This window comes from Novipirellula rosea, from assembly GCF_039541335.1.
Classification (GTDB): domain Bacteria; phylum Planctomycetota; class Planctomycetia; order Pirellulales; family Pirellulaceae; genus Novipirellula; species Novipirellula rosea.
The window spans coordinates 318,970-338,787 of sequence record NZ_BAABGA010000006.1 but is presented as its reverse complement, the minus strand read 5'-3'; the positions used below and the strand labels follow the sequence as shown (position 1 = coordinate 338,787).

Below are 19,818 nucleotides of genomic sequence, written 5' to 3'. Positions count from 1 at the left end.
GGGTTTGCGGCGACACCGCCTCCTCTGCCACCTCGGCACTGAGATCGAGAATGCTGAAAGAGGGAGCCGCTTTGGGCCAACGCGATGAAGCATTTCGTAGCGAAACTCGTCAAGAGTATCGATGGGCATACGTCAATCGAACGAAAGTCTTGACGACTTCCGCTACGCTCAATTAGCACAAGCCTAAACTAGGTTTGAACCGGGTTGTAACACGGTGATTTGCTTGGCTTGGGGCGTTTTAAGTTCCTGTTTACTCAAGCAATCTTCCGCAAAGCAGGCGAATTTGGCCTCTTCGTGTTCAAACCAGAACAAGGGTTCTGCCAACACCGTGCCTTCGTCGTCGGTGATCGGTTCCTGACGAATTTCAAAACGGGTCCACAGATCGGCCAGCCAATTGCGGTGTTCCATCCCGATGACTTCCAAAACGTCGTTTTGATCCTCTTCGTCGCTAGTCGATGACTCGACCTCGGGCGTTGTATTCATCGTTTTCACACAATGCGTGATCACGCGGCATAATCGTTGTGAAGCCGTCGAACCGGAGGTGGTGCAGTACAACGCCAATAACGATCGGGCTCGAGTCATCGCGACATAGAGATTGCGAGCGAGTATGTCACCGCTGCCGGTAACAAATTGGTCAACACAAGGAATCATCACCACCTCGGATTCGTACCCTTTGTAGGAGTGCGATGTCGTGACGATTAATGTGTTGGCATTCCGCTCAAAGGGCCGGTTGGTTTGGACAGATAACTCGACGTCGATTTTGGCCAACTTCGGAGCCAATTTTTCTTGCAGCAATGAAACGACGGACTTGCCGTTGTAGAGTAAACAAATGTCGCTAGGTGAAATTCCTTCCTGTTGGATCAAATACTTCAAATGGGTCGCGATCGCATCGATCTCGGCCGAGCGGTTATCAAAGGAATGTAAGATCGGCTTGGGGCCTTCGACCTGATTAAACCGCACCCGCAGCCACTCGTGCCCATTTCGCTCGCTTCGTTCCAATAACCCCATGCTCAATAATTCATTCTGGTCTTGGCGTTGATCCCGAGGTGTTAAGCGTTGTAACACGTTGACGGCAAGTTCGGCGATCGGGGCAGTGGAGCGAAAGCTTTCTCGCATGATCGTACTGCGACCACGCATATCGAGTCCGAAATCAGACCATTTGGGCGTTTTTCGGCCGTAAATATTCTGAGCGTTGTCGTAGAAGATATGAGCGGATCGGCTGTTGGTGTCCTCGACATCGGTTTGTTCGACGACGGACAACAGTAATTTCAATACCGATGGCCCCATGTCTTGAGCCTCATCGATAAACAGTGCAGAACAGCGCGGGAGCAGCTCTGACGCATCCTGACGACTTAGAAATTGTTCGGCCGCACGGTCGTAATCAAAATCAAAGCTATCCATCGACAACGCCACATTGGGCAGCATTCCCGACAACACGTCCTTGACATGCAATAGATGCACTTTGTCCCAAGGAAAGTCGGACTGCGGAAACAATTCTCCTGCCGAGAGGCTTTCCCATGCCGATTCGATCGATTCGCGAAGCAGTTTGTGCAGCGATCGATTGGCGTAAACCGCCCAGATGCGTAGGTCGCTGCTGCCTTCGAATCGCTTGACGGTCTTGGCAAGCCAGTTGCAAAGCACGATCGATTTGCCACTGCCAGCCACGCCGCGAACCAATCTCGGTTTACCATCGAGATTCAAATTCGTCAGCCGCTGCTGCTCTTCGGAAAGCACGGGCTTCATCCCTTTTCGATTAGCAACCTGGTGCCCCATACTGCGTTTGGCCCCCGGGGACGTCTCATAATTTGGATGGGCCTCGGCAACTTGAGTGGGCTTTGCCGCCGCATGAAAACTCAGGTTGGTTTGGCTGACCTCCTCCCAACGAAAAGAATCGTCATGCGGTTTCAGCACGCTCGGCGTCAGCCGCCGTTTCAACGGTTTCAGATACGGTTCATCCATTTCGCTGCGACTGGCCAACACGATGACCGCTTCGCGAGCCCGACTGAGTGCGACGTTGACCAACCGTTTCCATTCGTCGTAGGGCCAATTGTAGCTGCCGGCATTGACGGTATCGAAGATCACAATGTCCGCTTCAGAACCCTGCTGGCTATGAACCGTCGATGCCTCCCAACCCGCTAGCTCCCACGCAGCAAACAATTTGCCGACCACTTGAGCCTGGGCTTTGTAGGGCGAAATGAACAGACCGTTGGCGGTTCGCATTTCGGGGTCGAAAAACATTTTTTGCAACAGTCGCGGCGTGATCGAACGAATCCAACTCTTGTTGCCCGGCCCGCGCTGGGCACGGATCGCAGCAAGGTCGGCGGGTTCTTGATCGAGCACATACCAAATCGCTCGCGAATGATCGGCGAGACAAGACGGAATTTGCGAGGGACGATCTTTGGTTTCTTGAGCCGTGTTCAGGAATCCGCCGTACTGAAATTCCGAGACAACTTGGCATACATCGGGATGCATGCGTCGCTGCTCTGTTAGCACATGCACGGCGGTGGGAGTGGCACTAAACTGTTCGAGATGACTGAGCCCGCTGCTGGCCAACCACGTCTGTTGACGGGTGGGTAAGATTCGCGAGATACGGCTGATTGGCGCAAGTTGTTTCGAGTCGCCGACCAAGACAACGCGTCGCGAGGCCAGCAGCGATAAGGCCGCAATGGCGGTTCGCGACATCAGCCCCGCTTCGTCAATGAAAATGGTGGTAAACGGAGCCTCACCCGACTCCAGGATTTTGGTGACCGTGTCGTTCCGCAGAAAGCTGGTCGCTTTGAAGGCAGTCGCAACCACCACTTGGACCTCGGGATCGATAAAGATGCGTCGGCTCTGGTCGTTTCCCTTGGCCCGCAGTTCACCGATCTGTTTGCGAGTCAGTGCCTTGTCTTCCCAAGTGTCGAATTGCCGAAGTTGATCGGCGAGGTCATCAATCTTATGAAGCACTTCGGACTCGGTGCCTTGCAACATCGACTGAAGTTCCGCCGCAGCAAACGCTTTCAGCGAGGCTCCCTTTCCAATGCGTAGTAATCGCCCTTCTGCCAACGCCTCACTCGAACGACGGCGTGTCGCATTGCCAATCGATAACGCGACTGCGTCGGTGGCACGATTGGTCGTCGAAACGACAAGGATCCGCTCGCTGTCATCGTCCAACACCGCGGCAATTTGTTGTCCGGTCGTATAGGTTTTGCCGGTGCCCGGCGGTCCCCACAGAATCGACCAGGCATGTTGCCACCAAGCTTGCAGTTGCGTCAAACCGACGTGGGATCGTGTGGCGATCGCGGGATGGACATTGCCTTGTGCGGCATTCAAACGCCCAGGCAGCGAGCATCGAATTTCAGCGAATTCGGCCGCATTGTAGACGGCATCCAAGACCGATAGAAACTCGAAAGGACGGACGAAAAAGGACCCTGTCGTGGGGATCGCTTCGGGGTTGTCCAGACTGACGAACAGACAACCGTTGCGTTCATCGACCTCTAATATTTCGCCTGACCAATCGACGCCGTCATCCATATCGGCCTGTTCATACGCAAAATCCGAGGCGTCGTCATCAAACATTTTTGGACGAAACGCCTCGGCACCTTCCCAAGTCCAATCGAATTCGACCGAGCTGCCCAGATGGATCACGCACACCACGCCGCGATCGCGTTCGGCAAAGAGGCTGACACGGCGACATCGCAGTCGTTTCCATTTTGAACAGTCGCGGAATTCTTGGCGAATCGCGGTCGCCGCATCCTTCAGCAGCGGCTCGTTGGCGGACGGCAAGTCAAGCTCGGACACAAAGCGAGCGGGACGAAACAGGTCATCCTGTGCCGCGTTGTCGTCCGACTCGCATTCCGGAAACGCTTCTTCCATCCGATCTGTGTCCTGTAACCCTTCAAAACCTCGGCAGCCACCATACGATTGCTAGTATGACGTGCCGGACGGATCATGAGTACCATCACAGCGGCGGATTCCAAGGTGTGAGGGACTGGCGAACAAGAGGGGTGGAATAGTTGTTTATCGAACCGTTTTTTGTGAGCGGCCCGTTTTCGGTCTCCGATATTATTGCCCATGCGACCGCGTCGCGGACGCCAGTGCGATTGTGACCAGCATCGTGCCCGCCAAGCTGCTCAGCGCCACTCGCAGGCTGACCCATTCGGACAACAGGCCGATCAGAGGAGGTCCAAGCAGAAATCCGAAGTAGCCGATCGTGGAAACCGTCGCCAACGCGACTCCGGGGGAACGGCCCGGCAGTTTCCCACAAGCGCTGAAGACCGCGGGAACGATCGTGGCAAGGCCCGCTCCGATCAACGTGAATCCAATCAGCGCCACGATAACGTGATGGGATGTCACCACGATCAGAACGCCGATCATCGCAACCAGCGCACACACTCGCACCTGTTTGACCGGCCCCAACCACGCCGAAAACCGGTCTCCGGCAAATCGCCCCATCGCCATGGCGATCGCGAAGGTGGCGTACCCCATTGCAGCGACGCCTTCACCAATGCCAAGTGTTTGATGCAGCAGCACTGCACTCCAATCGGCCATCGCGCCTTCGCCCGCCATCACACAAAACGCAATCACGCCGAGCACGAGCGTTGCGTTTCGCGAGGCACGCCCCGGGTGCGGCAAACTCGTCATCGCCTCTGCCACGTTGCCATCTCGGTCGTCCGCCGTCTTCGGATTGGATCGGCGGAGAGGTTTGTCGTTCGCAGCGTGATCGGCTTCGACTCGGTCGTGTAGCAGACGAGAAATGATCGGCTGCGTGGCGGTCGCAAACGCAGCGGTGACCAAGATGAAATGCCACTGCACGTTCAAACCGCTGATGGCGATCAAGCTTCCCGCCAACGCACCTGCCAATCCTCCGATACTCCACAATGCATGGATCGACGAATTGATCTGCTGGTTCATGCGTCGCTCGACTTCGAGCGCTTGCACATTCATCGAAACATCCAACATGCCATGACCGACACCAAATACGAATAACGCAGCGATCAACGTGACCACACTGGGCATCAACGAGATCGTCGGCAGCCCGACCAGATAAACAGCGAGGCTGACCGCAGCAATCCGGCGACTGCCCACTCGCGAACAAAGCCAGCCCGCGCAAGGCATCGCGACCACGGCACCGGCCGCCACGACCATCAACGCAAGCCCCAGCGCTCCATTGGAAAGTTGAAACTGAGACTGAATAGCAGGAATTCGCGTCGCCCAGGTCGCGTACAGAAAACCGTTCAAACAGAACAGCGCACGCACCGCCCACAGCGACGCGTTTATTGGCATCGCCGCAGGCGTACGGATCAATTCGGCTGGATGGATGACATTCGCCATGATCAGATCGAGACTACTTCGTAAGAGTGATGACGGATCAACCGTCCGCTAAAAAAGGGGGACACGCCGCGTGTGTCGCAACGCATGCTTAGACGGCATGTAGCGGAACGCCCGCGGTTTCGTTTGCGGTGGCGACGATCGCCAACCGGTCGACTTGGGTCTTTTCCCAGCCCTGGACATCGAGTCCGTGTTGTTCAAACAGCTCGCGAGTCTGGGCTCGATCGGTCCATCCGATGACGTCTTCGAGGATCGGAATCAGCACACTAAACGCGTTATCGCTTAACACCGTGCGTCGAGCGATCGGCGCAAGGTGGGTGTTTTCCGATACCGCGATCGTGTACCCGTCACAGCGGTTCAGGTGCAGCATGACGTGAACATCCGAGCTGCCATCGCCGAGATAGACAATCCGGTCCCATGGAATACCAAGCTGTTCTTGCAACCTGTCCAACACGGTGACTTTGCCGTAGCCGGCGGTCAATTTTGACACCGACGTGATCTCGCCCGTTTCGGGATGGTAATTCAGCCGCGTTCCGAAAATGTGTTCTGGCGGGACGATGCCTTCGAGCGCCGAACAAACAACCTCTTCGGGCGATGCGGACACCACATAAAATGTGAAGCGATGTCCATCGATTCCTTGCTGTAGCAGCTCCATTAGCGGAGCCAGGTTCTTTTTCAATCGAATCCGCTTGCCTGCTTCCCATAAATGTTCGCGGCGGACTTGGCGATAGTCGGGATCGTGCAGCAACAGGTAAGTCAATTCGCCGCCCTGTTGGACGAGGTGCGAATTGGCCAAACCGTTCACCTTCGCTTCAAAGTCCGCTAGCCCCAACATCGCGCTGAGTTCGACTCCGGTGTCGTTGAAGCTAAGCGTCTGATCAAAGTCGCTGGCGATTAGATAGTGTTTCCTCCGCGAGGGCGATTTTGGTTCCACCAAATCGTCGAGGATTGAATGTGAGTTGACCGAACGTTCAACCGAGATGGTCTGGTGCATGTTCGTCTTCCTATTGCCCTATGAGTTTCATTTCAAATGGAATTCACGAGAACCCGGCGACCATGAAATGCCGATCGCCTTCGCCGTGCTCTTCGTCGTCAATCCTACGGAGATGCCAAGAAATGGTATAGACAAATAGACTCAGAAGACCAAAATACCTGTAAGGTTTTAATGTCAAGTTGTTAGTGACAATCCGCTGACAGCGATCTTGGGAAAAATGTTATCCATTAACCGATTTAATCTACTTGTTTCCTTCATATTTGAAAATGTTAATGGAAAATGGCTGATCCAAAATACAAGCAAATTGCCCAAGAATTAATGGCTGAAATCACAGCCGGTAAGTATCAACCAACGGGTCGATTGCCAAGCGAAGCTCAGCTTGTCAAGCGATTTGATGTGTCGCGGCCGACCGCGGCGCTCGCGCTGCGGCAGCTGCAAGATCAGGGGTTGGTGGTCCGCCGTGCTGGCTCGGGGACCTTTGTTCGGCACCACCCAGGTCGGGTCGAAGCGGGTCAGCAACAAATCGGGTTGCTCGTCCCGGAGATCAACGAGACCGAGATACTTGAGGTGATTTGTGGTGACTTAGCGAGACTGTCTCGATTGCATGACTTTAGTTTGTTGTGGTCCGCAGGCGTCGAAGAAGACTCGGACGACGTCGCGCGAACGTTGTGCAAACCGTTCCTCGATCAGAACGTCAGCGGTGTTTTTTTTGCCCCGTTCGAGCTTCACGAACAGAGTCTTGATTTGAATCTGCGAATCACCCGCCAATTACGGCAGGCAGGTGTTTCGGTGGTGCTGCTGGATCGTGACATTCACCCCTTCCCAACCCGCAGCGAATTCGACCTCGTTGGAATCGACAATTTCGCCAGCGGCTACCTTGCCGCGTCACACTTGCTGAAGCTAGGTTGCCGACGACTGTGCTTTCTCGGCCCGCCCTTGGCGGCACCGACTATCCTGCACCGAATCGCCGGAGCCCGAGAGGCTGCTTTGACCCACCAGGGACAAAACGTCCAGTTCAACGTCCAGCGTCTGCAGCCCGACGATGACACGACAGTCAAAGAGATTGCCGCGAAATCGGATGCAATCATCTGCTCCAACGACCGCTTGGCGGCAACGCTCATGCAAACGCTGGCGCGAGTGGGAATCGCGGTACCGTCGGACATCCGAATGGTCGGTTTTGATGACGTGAAATATGCACAACTTCTAACTGTTCCGTTGACCACCATTCACCAACCATGCCGTGACATCGCGATGGTTGCATTCCGCGCGATGTTGGACAGTATCGAAAAGGTCGTCGTTCCTCCCAGACATTGTCTGCTGCCCGGTCAATTGATCATCCGTGAATCCTGCGGCGCCTACCTGAACCACTGATTCGTGTTGGAATGACGCACGTGTTGGACATCCGTTGCGTCCACCAGCGGCGTTCAGATTAACGGTACCCAGATTAACGGTATTCAAGGGGGGATGCCGCATAAAACGCCGGCGGCATCGAGAAAGGCCCACAATGTCGCGGCTCGTCGACTGCACGCCGATGCTCTGTGGCGAATTACTTGGCGTTCGCCTAAACTTGACGGCATGCTACCAAACCCCACACGACTGATCCTGTTCACCGATCTCGATGGTTGCTTGCTGAATAAGCATGATTATGACTGGTCCCCCGCTGCAGCGACGCTGCAGATTCTAAGCACGCGTCAGATACCCGTGATCCTGAATTCCAGCAAAACGGTGGCGGAGATGACTCAGCTGGCCCGCGAATTGGGACTCGCGGGCAAGACCTTTATCTCCGAAAACGGCTCGGTCATTCGCTGGGGTGACGAGCAGGAGAAAGGCAAATCTGATTCTCCCACGGGCGAAATCGAAGTCATCGGTGCGTCACGCGACGATATTCTTGCGGTGCTGAAGCAGCTAAAGCCACAGTTTCGCTTTCGTTCGTTCGCCGATTTAGGCCTGGACGGCGTGATCCACGAGACTCAACTGTCGCACGAAAAAGCCGAGTTGGCGATGGCCCGCCAGGGGACCGAACCGTTGTTGTGGGACGACAGCGACGAACATCGATCCGAGTTCGAACAAGCCTTACATACGCACCAGCTAACATTGACCAAAGGCGGGCGTTTCTGGCACGTTGCCGGACAAACCAACAAGGGCGAAGCGATGCAGCGAGTTGCCGAGCGTTTGTCGCAACCCGATTCGACAACGCTGACGGCCGCGATCGGAGACAGTCCGATTGACCAAAGCATGTTGGACCGAGCCGATGTGCCGATTGGCATTCCGACACCGTCGGGGCTCGGGGTCAACATCGCGTCACGTGGCATCGTGGCAACACAACAAGGCGCAGCGGGTTGGGCCGAAGCCGTCACAAAGCTATTGTCGCGAATCGATGCTGCTGCGTCCGCGAAACAACATTCTCCTCCCCCTCTTGTCTGATCGAACGGAAATCCATGGCTGACTTCGCGCAAAACGGAATTATTGGAACGCTGCACAACTTGCGAAATCGTTCCACCGAAGAACTCGAGTCGGAGCTGGTCGAGTTTTCAGCAGAGACACCGATGTCGTTGCTGTTACCGTGCCTGTTTTCCGAGCTCGAAGGCCCCGCGATGGGCCCAATCGTCGAAGAGTTGGCGAAGATTCCTTACCTGAGCGAAATCATCATTGGGCTGGACCGAGCCAACGAAGAACAGTTCCACGCCGCCAGACGATTCTTTGACAAGCTGCCGCAGAACTATGTCGTGCTTTGGAACGACGGAACGCGACTGCGGCACGTCGACGCGGCACTCCAAGCCGAAGGGATCTCGCCGATTGAACCGGGCAAAGGACGTAACGTTTGGTACTGCTTGGGTTACTTTCTGGCCTCAGGAAAATCCAAAGCGGTCGCGCTGCACGACTGTGACATCCTGACCTACGATCGGTCCCTGCCCGCTCGGTTGTTGTATCCATTGGCTCATCCGTCGTTTAACTATCTGTTTTGCAAAGGCTATTACTATCGAGCCGCCAACGGACAACTCAATGGTCGTGTGTTTCGGTTGCTGGTGATTCCGTTGATCCGAGCACTCAAAACGGTGCTTGGTCGTGTGGAATACCTCGACTACATGGGCAGTTTTCGCTACGCCTTGTCGGGCGAATTTTCGATGCGGTCCGAAGTCGTCACCTCGCTGCGGATTCCCAGCGACTGGGGACTCGAAATTGGCACGCTCTCGGAAATGTATCGCAACTGTAGCTTGAATCGGATTTGCCAAGCGGACGTCGCGGACGCCTACGATCATAAACATCAAGTGGTTTCCGAAGACGATCGAAGCGGAGGATTGCACCGGATGGCGAATGACATCTGCAAAGCCTTTATTCGTAAGCTAGCCGTCGAGGGTATCGTGATCAGCAACAGCATGCTGCGAACTCTGAAAGCATGTTACTACCGTACCGCACTGGATGTGGTCGATCATTATCACAACGATGCCGTGATGAGTGGATTGAACATGGATCGTCATCGCGAGGAAGCCACGGTCGAACTGTTCAGCCGCGTGTTGGTCGCGGCGGGAGACGAATTCTTGAATCGTCCTGACGAAAGTCCTTTCATTCCCAATTGGTCACGCGTGACCAGTGCGCTGCCGGACATCTACGACATGCTGCTGGGGGCGGTAGAAGCCGACAACGCCTGATTTCGCGACCTTATTGCGATTTCGATGTCCGCCAACGCAGGTCTGTCCCCGCATAATCTAGGATAAACACGGGACGCGATCGGCTTGCCCGATGCTCGAAAGCGGCACCTGGGTTACATCGAACCCACGCAGGCACGGGCAATGAGCTCGCTCAGGCTCTGCCGATGAGAGCTCATGCAGGCTCTGGCGGATTAATCGGCCTGCAATGCGGATTCGCAATCCCAACACGAACATCAACACGACTTCGAACGTTTTGCATCCAACGATTGTTGCCATGGATCCTTCTGAAAACGACGACTCTGCCGTCCATTCTCAGCTTTGCCAACACCTGCGGTTTCTCTATCCCGATGCCGATACCGAGCGATTAGCGGATCAGGTGATTGCGATCTTTGACGATTTCAATTCCCAGACGCCGCTTCCGCTGCATCAATTGTGGTCGCAAGAAGACTGTTTGTTGATCACCTACGGGGATTCGATCATCGACAACGATGCGGCGCCACTTGAAACGCTGCAACAGTTTCTGACCGAGCATTTGAAGGATTCCGTATCCGCCGTTCACGTGCTGCCGTTTTGCCCCTTCAGCTCCGACGACGGCTTTGCTGTGATCGACTACAACGAGGTCAATCCCAAGCTAGGCGACTGGTCCCAGATCTCGCAAATCTCGCAGCGGTATCGATTGATGGCCGACATTGTCATCAACCACGTTTCTTCACAAAGTCAATGGTTCAAAAATTACTGCGCCGGCGTCGAGCCCGGGGCGAGCTATTTCATGGAAGCCAATGTCGGTGACGATTTGTCCGCCGTCGTGCGGCCGCGAGCTTCACCCCTGTTGCGGCCAACCGAAACGGCCAGCGGTCTAAAGCACGTTTGGTGCACCTTCAGCCACGATCAGATCGATCTCGATTTCCGTAATCCTCAAGTGTTGATGGAATTCTTGAAGATCATTCGGCTGTATCTGCAGCAAGGCGTCAGCATTTTTCGTTTGGATGCTGTGGGCTTTTTGTGGAAGGAGCCCGGCACGAATTGTATGCATCTGCCTCAGACCCACGAGGTCGTCAAACTGATCCGCACGGTGACCGATGCGTTTGCACCCGGTACGCTGTTGATTACCGAAACCAACGTGCCGAACCACGAGAATCTGACGTACTTTGGTAACCGCAACGAAGCTCATGTGATCTACAACTTCAGCCTCGCTCCGCTGCTAGTGCATGCGCTGTTGACCGGAAAAACTGAGTACTTGAAGCGGTGGATGATGAGTATGCCACCGGCTCCGGTCGGATGTACTTATCTGAATTTCACCGCGTCACACGATGGAATTGGCATGCGGCCGGCCGAGGGTTTGTTGTCGGACGAAGAGCAATTGCAGCTCGTTGAGACTGTCGGTCGTTTTGGTGGAAAAATTTCTACGCGTCGCACCGAGGACGGAGGCCAGCGTGTTTATGAACTAAACGTGGCGTTGTTTGATGCATTGAAGGGTACCGTCGAAGGTGAAGATCAATGGCAAGTCGAACGATTTCTCTGTTCACAAACCGTGATGATGGGACTCGAGGGCATTCCCGCCTTCTACATTCATAGTTTGTTAGCCACACCAAACGATCAAGCGGGTGTGGAGGCAACGCAGCACAACCGCAGCATCAATCGGCACAAATGGAATTGGCAGGAACTGCAGCAGCAACTCGGCGACGAAACGTCGGTTCACCGCCAAGTCTTTGAAGAACTGACCCGCCGCATGCAACTGCGTCGTCGGCACGCTCCGTTCCACCCCAACGCGACGCAGTTCACACTGCAGCTAAGCGATGCGTTTTTTGCGTTTTGGCGGCAAAGCACCGACCGCAGCCAGAGCATTTTCTGTGTGCACAACATGACCGACTCGACTCAGGAATTGCGGTTATCGGATCTGAATCTGATTTCCACGGATGCTTGGTATGATGCGATCTCAGGCCGCCGCTTCGACGAGCAAACCACGGTTTTGGAAGTGACCCCCTATCAATCGCTATGGATCACCAACCGATAATCGTACTGCAGCGGAAATTACAAGATCCACTTGCTTACCACTCACACAGCTTCTCGCGTTTTTCCAATAGTGGAATTCCTAGGATCGAGCATGGCTGGCATGAAGAAACGTAGATTGTTCGTCGCTTTTGTCATCGCGGAAATGTTAGAGAGACCCGATCGCGGCGTGAGCGAGTTTGCAGGGGGGTCAAAAGAACGTCACGGTCGAGCCCGGTAGCAATACCATCGATGTCAGCTTTCCTTGAGTCGAATGGGACTCGATCAGCAAGCCGCAAACCAGATTGCCGGCGACCGTAGGCAACCGTTTGCAATCGGCCACCCGCAAGCAAATAGGTTGCTGCCGAGGGGCGGTTCACTCGGTGCCGGGGCCGCCGAGCAGCGGTTCGCCCGGAGCTCGAATTTCGGTGTTGGGCAAACCCTCTGGATGCTCTTGTTTGATGATCCCGATGGCCTCCATCGCGACAGACAAATGGTGTTTCTTTGTCTCGTTGTAAAATGCCACCGCGTCACCCGGCAGTTTTGGTTTGCCGTGCAGCGGTTTGTCCGACACGCACAAAAGGGTTGCGTGGGGAATCCGATAACGAAATCCATTCGCGGCGACCGTTGCCGATTCCATGTCGACCGCGATACTGCGGCTGACCCGCAAATGTTCTTTGGTCCTTCGCAGCATCAATTCCCAGTTTCGGTCAGCAGTCGTATAGACCGCACCAATTCGATAACGCAATCCTCGTTGATCGAGTACCTGGGCGAGCGCGCGGTTCAACAGAAAACTGGGAATGATTGGCACCGATGGCGGCAACAATTCATCGAGCAGGTAATCCGCCCGCATGTAGCCTGTCGCCAACACAAAGTCACCGATATCTTGGTGGTTTCGCACGCCGGCGCAGTGCCCCACCATCAACATCGCGTCTGGTCGAAGCACCGCCAAGTGGTCGGTCAGGTTCTTGGCGTTCGATGGCCCGACGCCGATATTGACGATGCTGATGCCTTGATTGCCGACATCGCGATGATGCAACGCAGGCATCTGCACATTGGCTCGTGAGGATCCGACGCAATAGGGAAACTGCTCCACAAACGCGTCCATGTGCATCTGGTAGTTCGTCAACAATACGAAACGCTGAAAATCCTCTGCCCGCGTCCCCGTGTAGTGTTCCAGACGTTCGATCGATAATTCACAACGCTCGGGTCCAAACAGAAACACTTTTTTGGCGGTGAGATCAAACTCCGATTCGTCAATCATCTCCAACAACGTTGGTGAATTCAGATCGACGCGCGGCCGAGATTGGGTGATCGTGATTTCGGCTCCGAGCCGGGCTAATTTGAGCAGTTCTCGGCGGAGGTACCAACGCAGTGCACTGGGACGCGCGATCTTGCCCGACAACTCGGGATTGTGTTTAGACCAATGTCGGACCACATTGACTTTGGAATAAAACCCGTTGTCGTACGTCGCTTCCATCCGCTCGCACGCCAAATCGATTTGGCGATGCATGTCGTCAGCAGAAAGCGACGGATCAATTTTAAATGGTTCACTCATACAAACCAGTTTGATGGATCGCGGTCCAAAGCAAAAGCCCATCGCAATTCACCCAGCGCAATTCGACCATCGGGGCGAATGAAACCTCCTGGACGCCATGACTTTTTCAGTGACGATGGGCCGGTTCTGACCGGCCGGCTGCGGTTTGCTAACCGGCGGGAACCACGATTGAGCGTCCCGCGGCCGGTAGGAGATTGCCATCCAATTTGGCACAAAACGGCTGACTTTCGTAGCGGAGCGGCGCGAGCCGCCCGGTCAAAAACGAACGTTCTACCCGCTGCAGCCAGGCGGCTTGCGACGCACCGCTACCCAAAGTAGATGGCACTGGCCGGTGGGAAGACACTATTGGTACTCAAGCAAGCTCAGCTCTTCTTTTGCCGTATTTGCACCCGTGGACGGCCTGGTGGCTTGGGATTTTCGACCTCGAATCGATCGATCGCCTTGAACAGGTCAATGAGTTTTGCATAACCGTGATCGCGCTGATTGAACGTTCCTTGCTTGGAAAGATAAGAACCCACTTGTCCAAGTGACGCCCAACCGTCTTCTCCAGTATTCTGCTTGACCGCGGTTCGTAGCAGGTTCATCAGTTGGGTGTCCTGTTTCAGCACGGTGCCCAGAGTTCTCGTTGGCTGCGTTTGCTTCGGTTTGGCGGTGTCGTCTTTGTCCAAATAGACAAATTGAGTGCATGCATGAACAAACGGCTTGGGTGACTTCTGCAGACCAAAACCGATGACTTGTTTGCCCTCCTCACGCAGCCGCAGAGCCAGCGGGGTGAAGTCGCAATCGGATGTGACTAGACAAAACGTGTTGACCTGTTTGGTGTAGAGAATGTCCATCGCGTCGATCAATAGCGCCATGTCGGTCGCATTTTTTCCGCTCACCAAGTCGAAGTATTGCTTTGGCGCGATCGCATATTGATGCAGCACCTTGGCCCAACTCTTGAGCTCGTCCTTGGCCCAATTTCCATAGGCCTTGCGGATATTAACGACGCCGTGGGTGGCAAGGTTTGTGATGATGAATTTGATTTTTGCGGCAATGGCATTATCGGCATCGATTAACAACGCGATGTTGTTGCCAGACTTGGGTTGGTTAGGCATGAATGTCGATCGCTCAAGTGGACTTAACGCGGGAAAAATCGCCAGACCGGCTCCAGCGGTGAAATGAACCCGCTCCGGCAGTCAAAACAACAACGTGCTAATCTTCGAGGATTTGCTCCTCTGCGACGGTTCATTGCTGTGGATACACCTGTGACCCTCCGCTGCGGGATGCCCAACGCCGCATGAATGCCACTGTGTAAGTCTAGAACGGATATTGGGGCGAAGCGTCGCTATCCCCCTCAATAAATACACTATTCGGGGGCCAACACTAACATTGCTCCCGTCGTAACGTGGGCCCACTCACCCTCGGACTTAATCATTTGTTTCAGCGGAGAACGGCGGCAGCTAACGCGAGGGTAAACGCGGGCGCTGGCTGTCCCCGCAACGATCGCGTAATGGCGATTACACCGCCCACGGGTTCTCGACGCGACATGTGTTATGTGGCGTAACGATCGTTGTTTTCTAGTCGAAGATTGGGGCACGACGGTTACACCCGTTTACGATGAAATGAGTCCGTGTGCTTCAGTACTCGATAGTTACGTAGTGAATAATGATGCAAATGATTGAGTACGCGTCGAAAGTACATCTTGATTGACAATGTTTGCCAAACGATCGAACTGTGCGCACATTTTTCATGCGACAACGCGTTGAACCTATTTCGAATAGCGAATGGAACTAAAAATAATAAGTAAGCAAAGTTGGATGCCAGTTTGTTTTACGCGGATCAGGGTTAATGCATCACCCACTGCAGTAGGGCGCCGTAAACAGCTTCTGTTTCGCGATCGCTGGCACCAACACATTTCGATCCTTCAACCACTTGGATATTCATGTCAACCCATTTTCGGTCTCGACATTTGGCCATGTTGCTCACGTTACTCGCTTTTGCTACCGGTTGTTCTGACGGCACAGCAAAGCCAGTTGCGGACGTGAGTGAAATCGAATCCTACATCGATGACAATCCTGATGCAGCCAACCCGCCGCCCGTTGATTCGGGTCCGATGGAAGACGAATAGTTTTCCAGCGTTTTCGTAAACTCGACAATCTGTTTGCCGAACACGGAAACCATGTTTGATTAGAGGACAACTTTTTCACGGCGGAATGATCTCTCAATGGATCATTGTTAGTAATTGTGTTTGTGTCACCTAAGTACCTTCAAAGAGATTGCTATGCTCAAGAGTTTTGGATCGAAACGCGGATTTACCTTGGTAGAGTTGTTGGTGGTAATTGCCATCATCGGCGTATTGGTGGGTCTGCTACTACCCGCGGTGCAAGCGGCTCGCGAAGCCGCTCGCCGCATGAGTTGCGGCAACAACTTTAAGCAGATTGGGTTGGGTTTGCATAACTACCATGCGTCGTTCAATAAGTTACCGATGCAATCAGGCGGCACGACGAATGCGTCAGACCCCGATTCGCCGAGCCCCGAAACCGATGTGGCGGGTTCACACAATCGCATGCGGTTGAGTTGGTTGGTCGGTTTAATGCCGTTTATCGAACAGCAAGCGTTGTGGGATCAGATTTCGAATCCCTACGACCCGAACGGTGACGGAGTGGCTCCGTTTTATCAACCGATGGGGGCTTCTCCTGCCAGGACATTGGCTCAGCACACCGGCGGTCAAGAATATAAGCCTTGGCTGACGAATATTCCGACGCTCCGCTGTCCAAGCGATCCCGGTAACGGATTGCCATCGCAGGGGCGGACAAATTATGCCGCCAGTCTGGGAGATGCCGTTCACCTGTTGCCGCTCGGATCGATCCCCTTCGACAACGGCAAAGTTGGGTCGGGCAATTACACCCGTGACGCGAATGCGGCTTGTCGCGGTATGTTTCGTTCACGCCAAGCGATGGCTTTCCGCGATGTGCTCGATGGATTATCCAATACAATCGCTGCTGGCGAAATCGCGACCGACTTGGGTGATAATGATGCTCGCACACGACCTGTGGTGAAGGCGATCTCGGCCAATCTTTGGTTCGCTGGCAACTCCATCGCTTGTCGTGGTTTGTTGGATCCCAATCGTCCTCAGTTTTTCAACCAGCAGCTTGGCACGATCACAAGCGAGGAAGAACGACGTGGATTTCGATGGGCCTATGGTCGCCCGTTGTATACCGGAATCACGACCGTCAATCCGCCAAACTCAGAATTGTGTATGCGACTTAGTGCGGAGACCGATGGGATGCTATCGCCAAGTAGTCGTCACCAAGGCGGTTGCCATGTGCTGATGGGTGACGGTGCGGTCAAGTTCATCACCGACTCGATCGATTCAGGCAACCAGAACGCGGCTCAGGTCTACTGGGGTAACACTCCCGGTGGACAAAGCCCGTTTGGCCTATGGGGTGCGCTCGGCACGCGTGCTTCACGTGAATCACTGAGTGGCGATTTCTAATCATTGCTCTTCGCTCGTCGAAGTCCAATCAATCCAGTATCCTATGTCGTTCGGCGGCGGTTCACCCGCGGCCGAACGACGAAGCATGATGTTCTGGTGGATTGGACGTTTTAAACGGGCACGGATTCAACTAATAGCAACTTCGCCGTTCCCTATTCTAATGTTCAAAGAACGCAAATGATGCGAATGTGTTTTTCCCTTTCGATGTTCAATTTGAGTTGTCATCGGGGTGCTTGTCGGATGAATATGACGCTCTTGCCTGCGGCGAAGCCGTGTCTGTGTGTCGCGGGCCATATACTCGGAACACTCTTAGCCGTTAGCATGTTCCCGGCCAGCGGGCAACAGATTGCCCTTCAGCAGAGTGCCCGTTCACAATCGCTGGCCTCCTCAATACCCGATCAATCTACAAGCAAAGCAAACGTCGAGATGTCTACATTGTCATTGGATCGAATCTTTGGCTCGGATGAGCTCTCTGAGGACCACCTGCCCGATCTCGTTTGGAGCAAACGATCCGATACCTACTTTACGCTTGAGAAGTCAACGGAAGTCGAAGGGGGTGTCGATGTCGTCCGCGTCGACACGACTGATGGTACAAAGCAGACGCTGGTGCCCGCAAAGGCTTTGTTTCCTAGCGACAGCACGACGCCGCTTGCGATCGATGGCTTTCAGTTTTCCAGCGATGAATCAAAGCTTTTGATCTTCACCAACAGCAAGCGGGTGTGGCGACGCAATACGCGTGGTGACTATTGGGTGTTGGATGTCGCGACCCAAAAATTGAAACAACTCGGTGGTGACGCAGCGGCATCGACGTTGATGTTCGCCAAGTTCTCTCCTGACGATCGTCGCGTGGCGTATGTTTGCAACAACAACTTATTCGTCCAGGACATCGACAGTCTGCAAATCACGCAACTGACCGATGACGGATCTGCCGAGACGATCAATGGCACGTCAGATTGGGTTAACGAAGAAGAATTGGCGATCCGCGATGCCTACCGCTGGAGTCCTGATGGGAAAGCGATCGCGTTTTGGCAATTCGACACCACCGGCGTCGGGCGGTTTCATTTGATTGACAACACCCGCGGCATCTACCCAGAAATCACCTCATTCCCATACCCCAAAGTGGGCGAGAAAAACTCGGCCACGCGATTGGGAGTTGTTCGAATCGATAGCGGAAACGTCACTTGGCTGGACGTCCCCGGAGACGCTCGCGAACACTATCTGCCGCAAATGGAATGGACGCCCGCAGGCGACCAGATTTTGCTGCAGCAGATGAATCGCCTGCAAAACACCAATCGTGTGATGCTCGCCAATCCCGAAAACGGCAAGACGCAAACCGTCTTTACCGACACGGACGAAACCTGGTTAGAAAACGAAAACCCGGTACGGTGGATCGACGACGGCAACGCATTTGTTTGGCTCAGCGAACGTGATGGATGGCGACATGCTTATCGCGTCAGCCGCGATGGAACACAAGTAACCAAGATCACCGCCGGCGATTACGACGTGCTTGAAATCGAGGCGATCGATGCGAAAGCGGGTTGGCTTTACTTCGCGGCCTCGCCTGATAACCCGACCCAGCGTTATCTGTACCGAGTCAAGTTGGATGGTTCGGATCTGACACGATTATCACCAGAGGATCAACCAGGTTGGCACAGCTATGCGATCTCCGACGATGGTCAATGGGCTGTGCATACCTACTCGACATTCAACACGCCACCGGTGGTCAAGCTGATTCAGCTCGAAGACCACAGCGTGGTTCGCGTGTTGAGCGATAACGCCAAACTGCGAGAGCGACTCGCCGAACTGAACACCCCGACATCCGAGTTCTTTCGTGTCGATATCGGTGATGGGCTACAGCTGGATGCATGGTGTCTGAAGCCGGCTCAATTGGATGAAACCAAGAAGTACCCACTGTTGGTTCACGTCTACGGCGAACCGCACGGTCAAACCGTCAAAGATGTGTGGCAAGGGGCACGTGGTCTTTGGCACGCGATGCTGGCACAGCAAGGCTACGTCGTTGTCAGTGTGGACAATCGAGGAACCCGCTCGCCACGCGGTCGCGAATGGCGAAAATGCATCTATCGGAAAATCGGAGTGATTGCGCCAGAGGAACAGGCCGCCGCGGTACGAGCGTTGTTGGCCAAGTGGAGTTATCTGGATACCAAGCGAGTTGGTGTGTGGGGCTGGAGCGGCGGAGGCAGCATGAGTCTCAATGCGATCTTCCGTTACCCCGAGCTCTACAGCACTGCCATTGCGGTTGCTCCTAATGCAAATCAATTGCTTTACGATTCCATCTATCAAGAGCGATACATGGGATTGCCTGATGACAATGCAGAGAATTACCGGCTTGGGTCGCCGCTGACCTATGCAAGTCAGCTCGAAGGGAACTTGTTGATCGTGCATGGTACGGGGGACGACAACGGGCACTATCAAGGAACCGAATACTTGATCAACGAATTGATCGCGAAAAACAAGCAGTTTTCGGTGATGCCCTATCCGGCTCGCTCGCACGCGATTAACGAGGGAACGAATACGGTCCGGCATTTCTACTCGGTCCTGACCCACTACTTCAACGAACACCTCGCTGTCCCCGGTTCGGACGATTAGAGGTGAGTTGGTTGCTCGGTCGGCTCCCCTCACCCGACCGAAGGAGACTGCTGATCTTCTACGACATCACCGTTCTTATGTTAGCCGCGTGGGCCAACGCTTTCTGTAGCGGACCTCGTCAACGGTTTCGAGCGGCATACGTCATGGCACCAAAGTCTTGACGACTTCCGCTACGAGAAAAACTGACTCCCAAGTTCCAACGTGTTCCCGAAACTTTTAGCAGTCCAGGCTT

Annotated in this window: 12 protein-coding genes; 7 read left to right on the top strand and 5 right to left on the bottom strand. The window is 54.3% G+C overall.

Annotated features, from left to right (window positions below; translation table 11 throughout):
- Window positions 1–183: 183 nt before the first annotated feature.
- The 3 genes from ABD971_RS01885 to ABD971_RS01875 all read right to left on the bottom strand — a co-directional run bounded on the left by ABD971_RS01885 (window position 184) and on the right by ABD971_RS01875 (window position 6,304).
- On the bottom strand, window positions 184–3,855 hold the full coding sequence (locus ABD971_RS01885; RefSeq protein WP_345318856.1) for an AAA domain-containing protein: 3,672 nt from the start codon (window positions 3,853–3,855) through the stop codon (window positions 184–186).
- A gap of 189 nt (window positions 3,856–4,044) precedes the next feature.
- On the bottom strand, window positions 4,045–5,313 hold the full coding sequence (locus ABD971_RS01880; protein ID WP_345318854.1) for an MFS transporter: 1,269 nt from the start codon (window positions 5,311–5,313) through the stop codon (window positions 4,045–4,047).
- Between the two features lie 88 nt (window positions 5,314–5,401).
- Entirely contained in the window at window positions 5,402–6,304 is a 903-nt protein-coding gene (locus ABD971_RS01875; RefSeq protein ID WP_345318852.1) for a haloacid dehalogenase-like hydrolase, read from the bottom strand.
- A gap of 279 nt (window positions 6,305–6,583) precedes the next feature.
- Between ABD971_RS01875 and ABD971_RS01870 the strand changes: the two genes are divergently transcribed.
- From ABD971_RS01870 to ABD971_RS01855, 4 genes are all read left to right on the top strand, one after another.
- Window positions 6,584–7,675: a GntR family transcriptional regulator gene (locus ABD971_RS01870; protein WP_345318850.1), complete on the top strand. Its 1,092-nt coding sequence runs from the start codon at window positions 6,584–6,586 to the stop codon at window positions 7,673–7,675.
- 93 nt (window positions 7,676–7,768) lie between these two features.
- Window positions 7,769–8,728, top strand: a complete 960-nt coding sequence (locus tag ABD971_RS01865) for an HAD-IIB family hydrolase (RefSeq protein WP_345318848.1) — start codon at window positions 7,769–7,771, stop codon at window positions 8,726–8,728.
- A 14-nt stretch (window positions 8,729–8,742) separates the two neighbouring features.
- Entirely contained in the window at window positions 8,743–9,954 is a 1,212-nt protein-coding gene (locus ABD971_RS01860) for a glycosyltransferase family protein (RefSeq protein ID WP_345318846.1), read from the top strand.
- A 274-nt stretch (window positions 9,955–10,228) separates the two neighbouring features.
- A complete protein-coding gene (locus ABD971_RS01855; RefSeq protein ID WP_345318844.1) occupies window positions 10,229–11,968 on the top strand; it encodes a sugar phosphorylase in 1,740 nt (579 codons plus the stop codon).
- Between the two features lie 351 nt (window positions 11,969–12,319).
- Here ABD971_RS01855 and ABD971_RS01850 read toward each other — a convergent pair whose 3' ends face one another.
- Both ABD971_RS01850 and ABD971_RS01845 read right to left on the bottom strand, forming a co-directional pair.
- Window positions 12,320–13,501, bottom strand: coding sequence for a phosphorylase family protein (locus ABD971_RS01850; protein WP_345318842.1), 1,182 nt, complete (start codon window positions 13,499–13,501; stop codon window positions 12,320–12,322).
- Window positions 13,502–13,863: 362 nt separating this feature from the next.
- Entirely contained in the window at window positions 13,864–14,598 is a 735-nt protein-coding gene (locus tag ABD971_RS01845) for an NYN domain-containing protein (protein WP_345318840.1), read from the bottom strand.
- Between the two features lie 827 nt (window positions 14,599–15,425).
- Between ABD971_RS01845 and ABD971_RS01840 the strand changes: the two genes are divergently transcribed.
- The 3 genes from ABD971_RS01840 to ABD971_RS01830 all read left to right on the top strand — a co-directional run bounded on the left by ABD971_RS01840 (window position 15,426) and on the right by ABD971_RS01830 (window position 19,586).
- Entirely contained in the window at window positions 15,426–15,611 is a 186-nt protein-coding gene (locus ABD971_RS01840; protein ID WP_345318838.1) for a hypothetical protein, read from the top strand.
- A gap of 153 nt (window positions 15,612–15,764) precedes the next feature.
- Window positions 15,765–16,979 carry a DUF1559 family PulG-like putative transporter gene (locus tag ABD971_RS01835; protein WP_339942301.1) on the top strand — a complete coding sequence of 405 codons (1,215 nt, stop codon included), beginning with the start codon at window positions 15,765–15,767 and terminating at the stop codon, window positions 16,977–16,979.
- Window positions 16,980–17,405: 426 nt separating this feature from the next.
- Window positions 17,406–19,586 carry a S9 family peptidase gene (locus tag ABD971_RS01830; protein ID WP_345318836.1) on the top strand — a complete coding sequence of 727 codons (2,181 nt, stop codon included), beginning with the start codon at window positions 17,406–17,408 and terminating at the stop codon, window positions 19,584–19,586.
- Window positions 19,587–19,818 lie beyond the last annotated feature (232 nt).

Excerpts from the sequence above, each read along its gene's own strand:
- ABD971_RS01885 (WP_345318856.1), bottom strand. The coding sequence starts at position 3,855 with ATGGAAGAAGCGTTTCCGGAATGCGAGTCGGACGACAACGCGGCACAG.
- ABD971_RS01880 (WP_345318854.1), bottom strand. The coding sequence starts at position 5,313 with ATGGCGAATGTCATCCATCCAGCCGAATTGATCCGTACGCCTGCGGCG.
- ABD971_RS01875 (WP_345318852.1), bottom strand. The coding sequence starts at position 6,304 with ATGCACCAGACCATCTCGGTTGAACGTTCGGTCAACTCACATTCAATC.
- ABD971_RS01870 (WP_345318850.1), top strand. The coding sequence starts at position 6,584 with ATGGCTGATCCAAAATACAAGCAAATTGCCCAAGAATTAATGGCTGAA.
- ABD971_RS01865 (WP_345318848.1), top strand. The coding sequence starts at position 7,769 with ATGCCGCATAAAACGCCGGCGGCATCGAGAAAGGCCCACAATGTCGCG.
- ABD971_RS01860 (WP_345318846.1), top strand. The coding sequence starts at position 8,743 with ATGGCTGACTTCGCGCAAAACGGAATTATTGGAACGCTGCACAACTTG.
- ABD971_RS01855 (WP_345318844.1), top strand. The coding sequence starts at position 10,229 with ATGGATCCTTCTGAAAACGACGACTCTGCCGTCCATTCTCAGCTTTGC.
- ABD971_RS01850 (WP_345318842.1), bottom strand. The coding sequence starts at position 13,501 with ATGAGTGAACCATTTAAAATTGATCCGTCGCTTTCTGCTGACGACATG.
- ABD971_RS01845 (WP_345318840.1), bottom strand. The coding sequence starts at position 14,598 with ATGCCTAACCAACCCAAGTCTGGCAACAACATCGCGTTGTTAATCGAT.
- ABD971_RS01840 (WP_345318838.1), top strand. The coding sequence starts at position 15,426 with ATGTCAACCCATTTTCGGTCTCGACATTTGGCCATGTTGCTCACGTTA.
- ABD971_RS01835 (WP_339942301.1), top strand. The coding sequence starts at position 15,765 with ATGCTCAAGAGTTTTGGATCGAAACGCGGATTTACCTTGGTAGAGTTG.
- ABD971_RS01830 (WP_345318836.1), top strand. The coding sequence starts at position 17,406 with ATGTCTACATTGTCATTGGATCGAATCTTTGGCTCGGATGAGCTCTCT.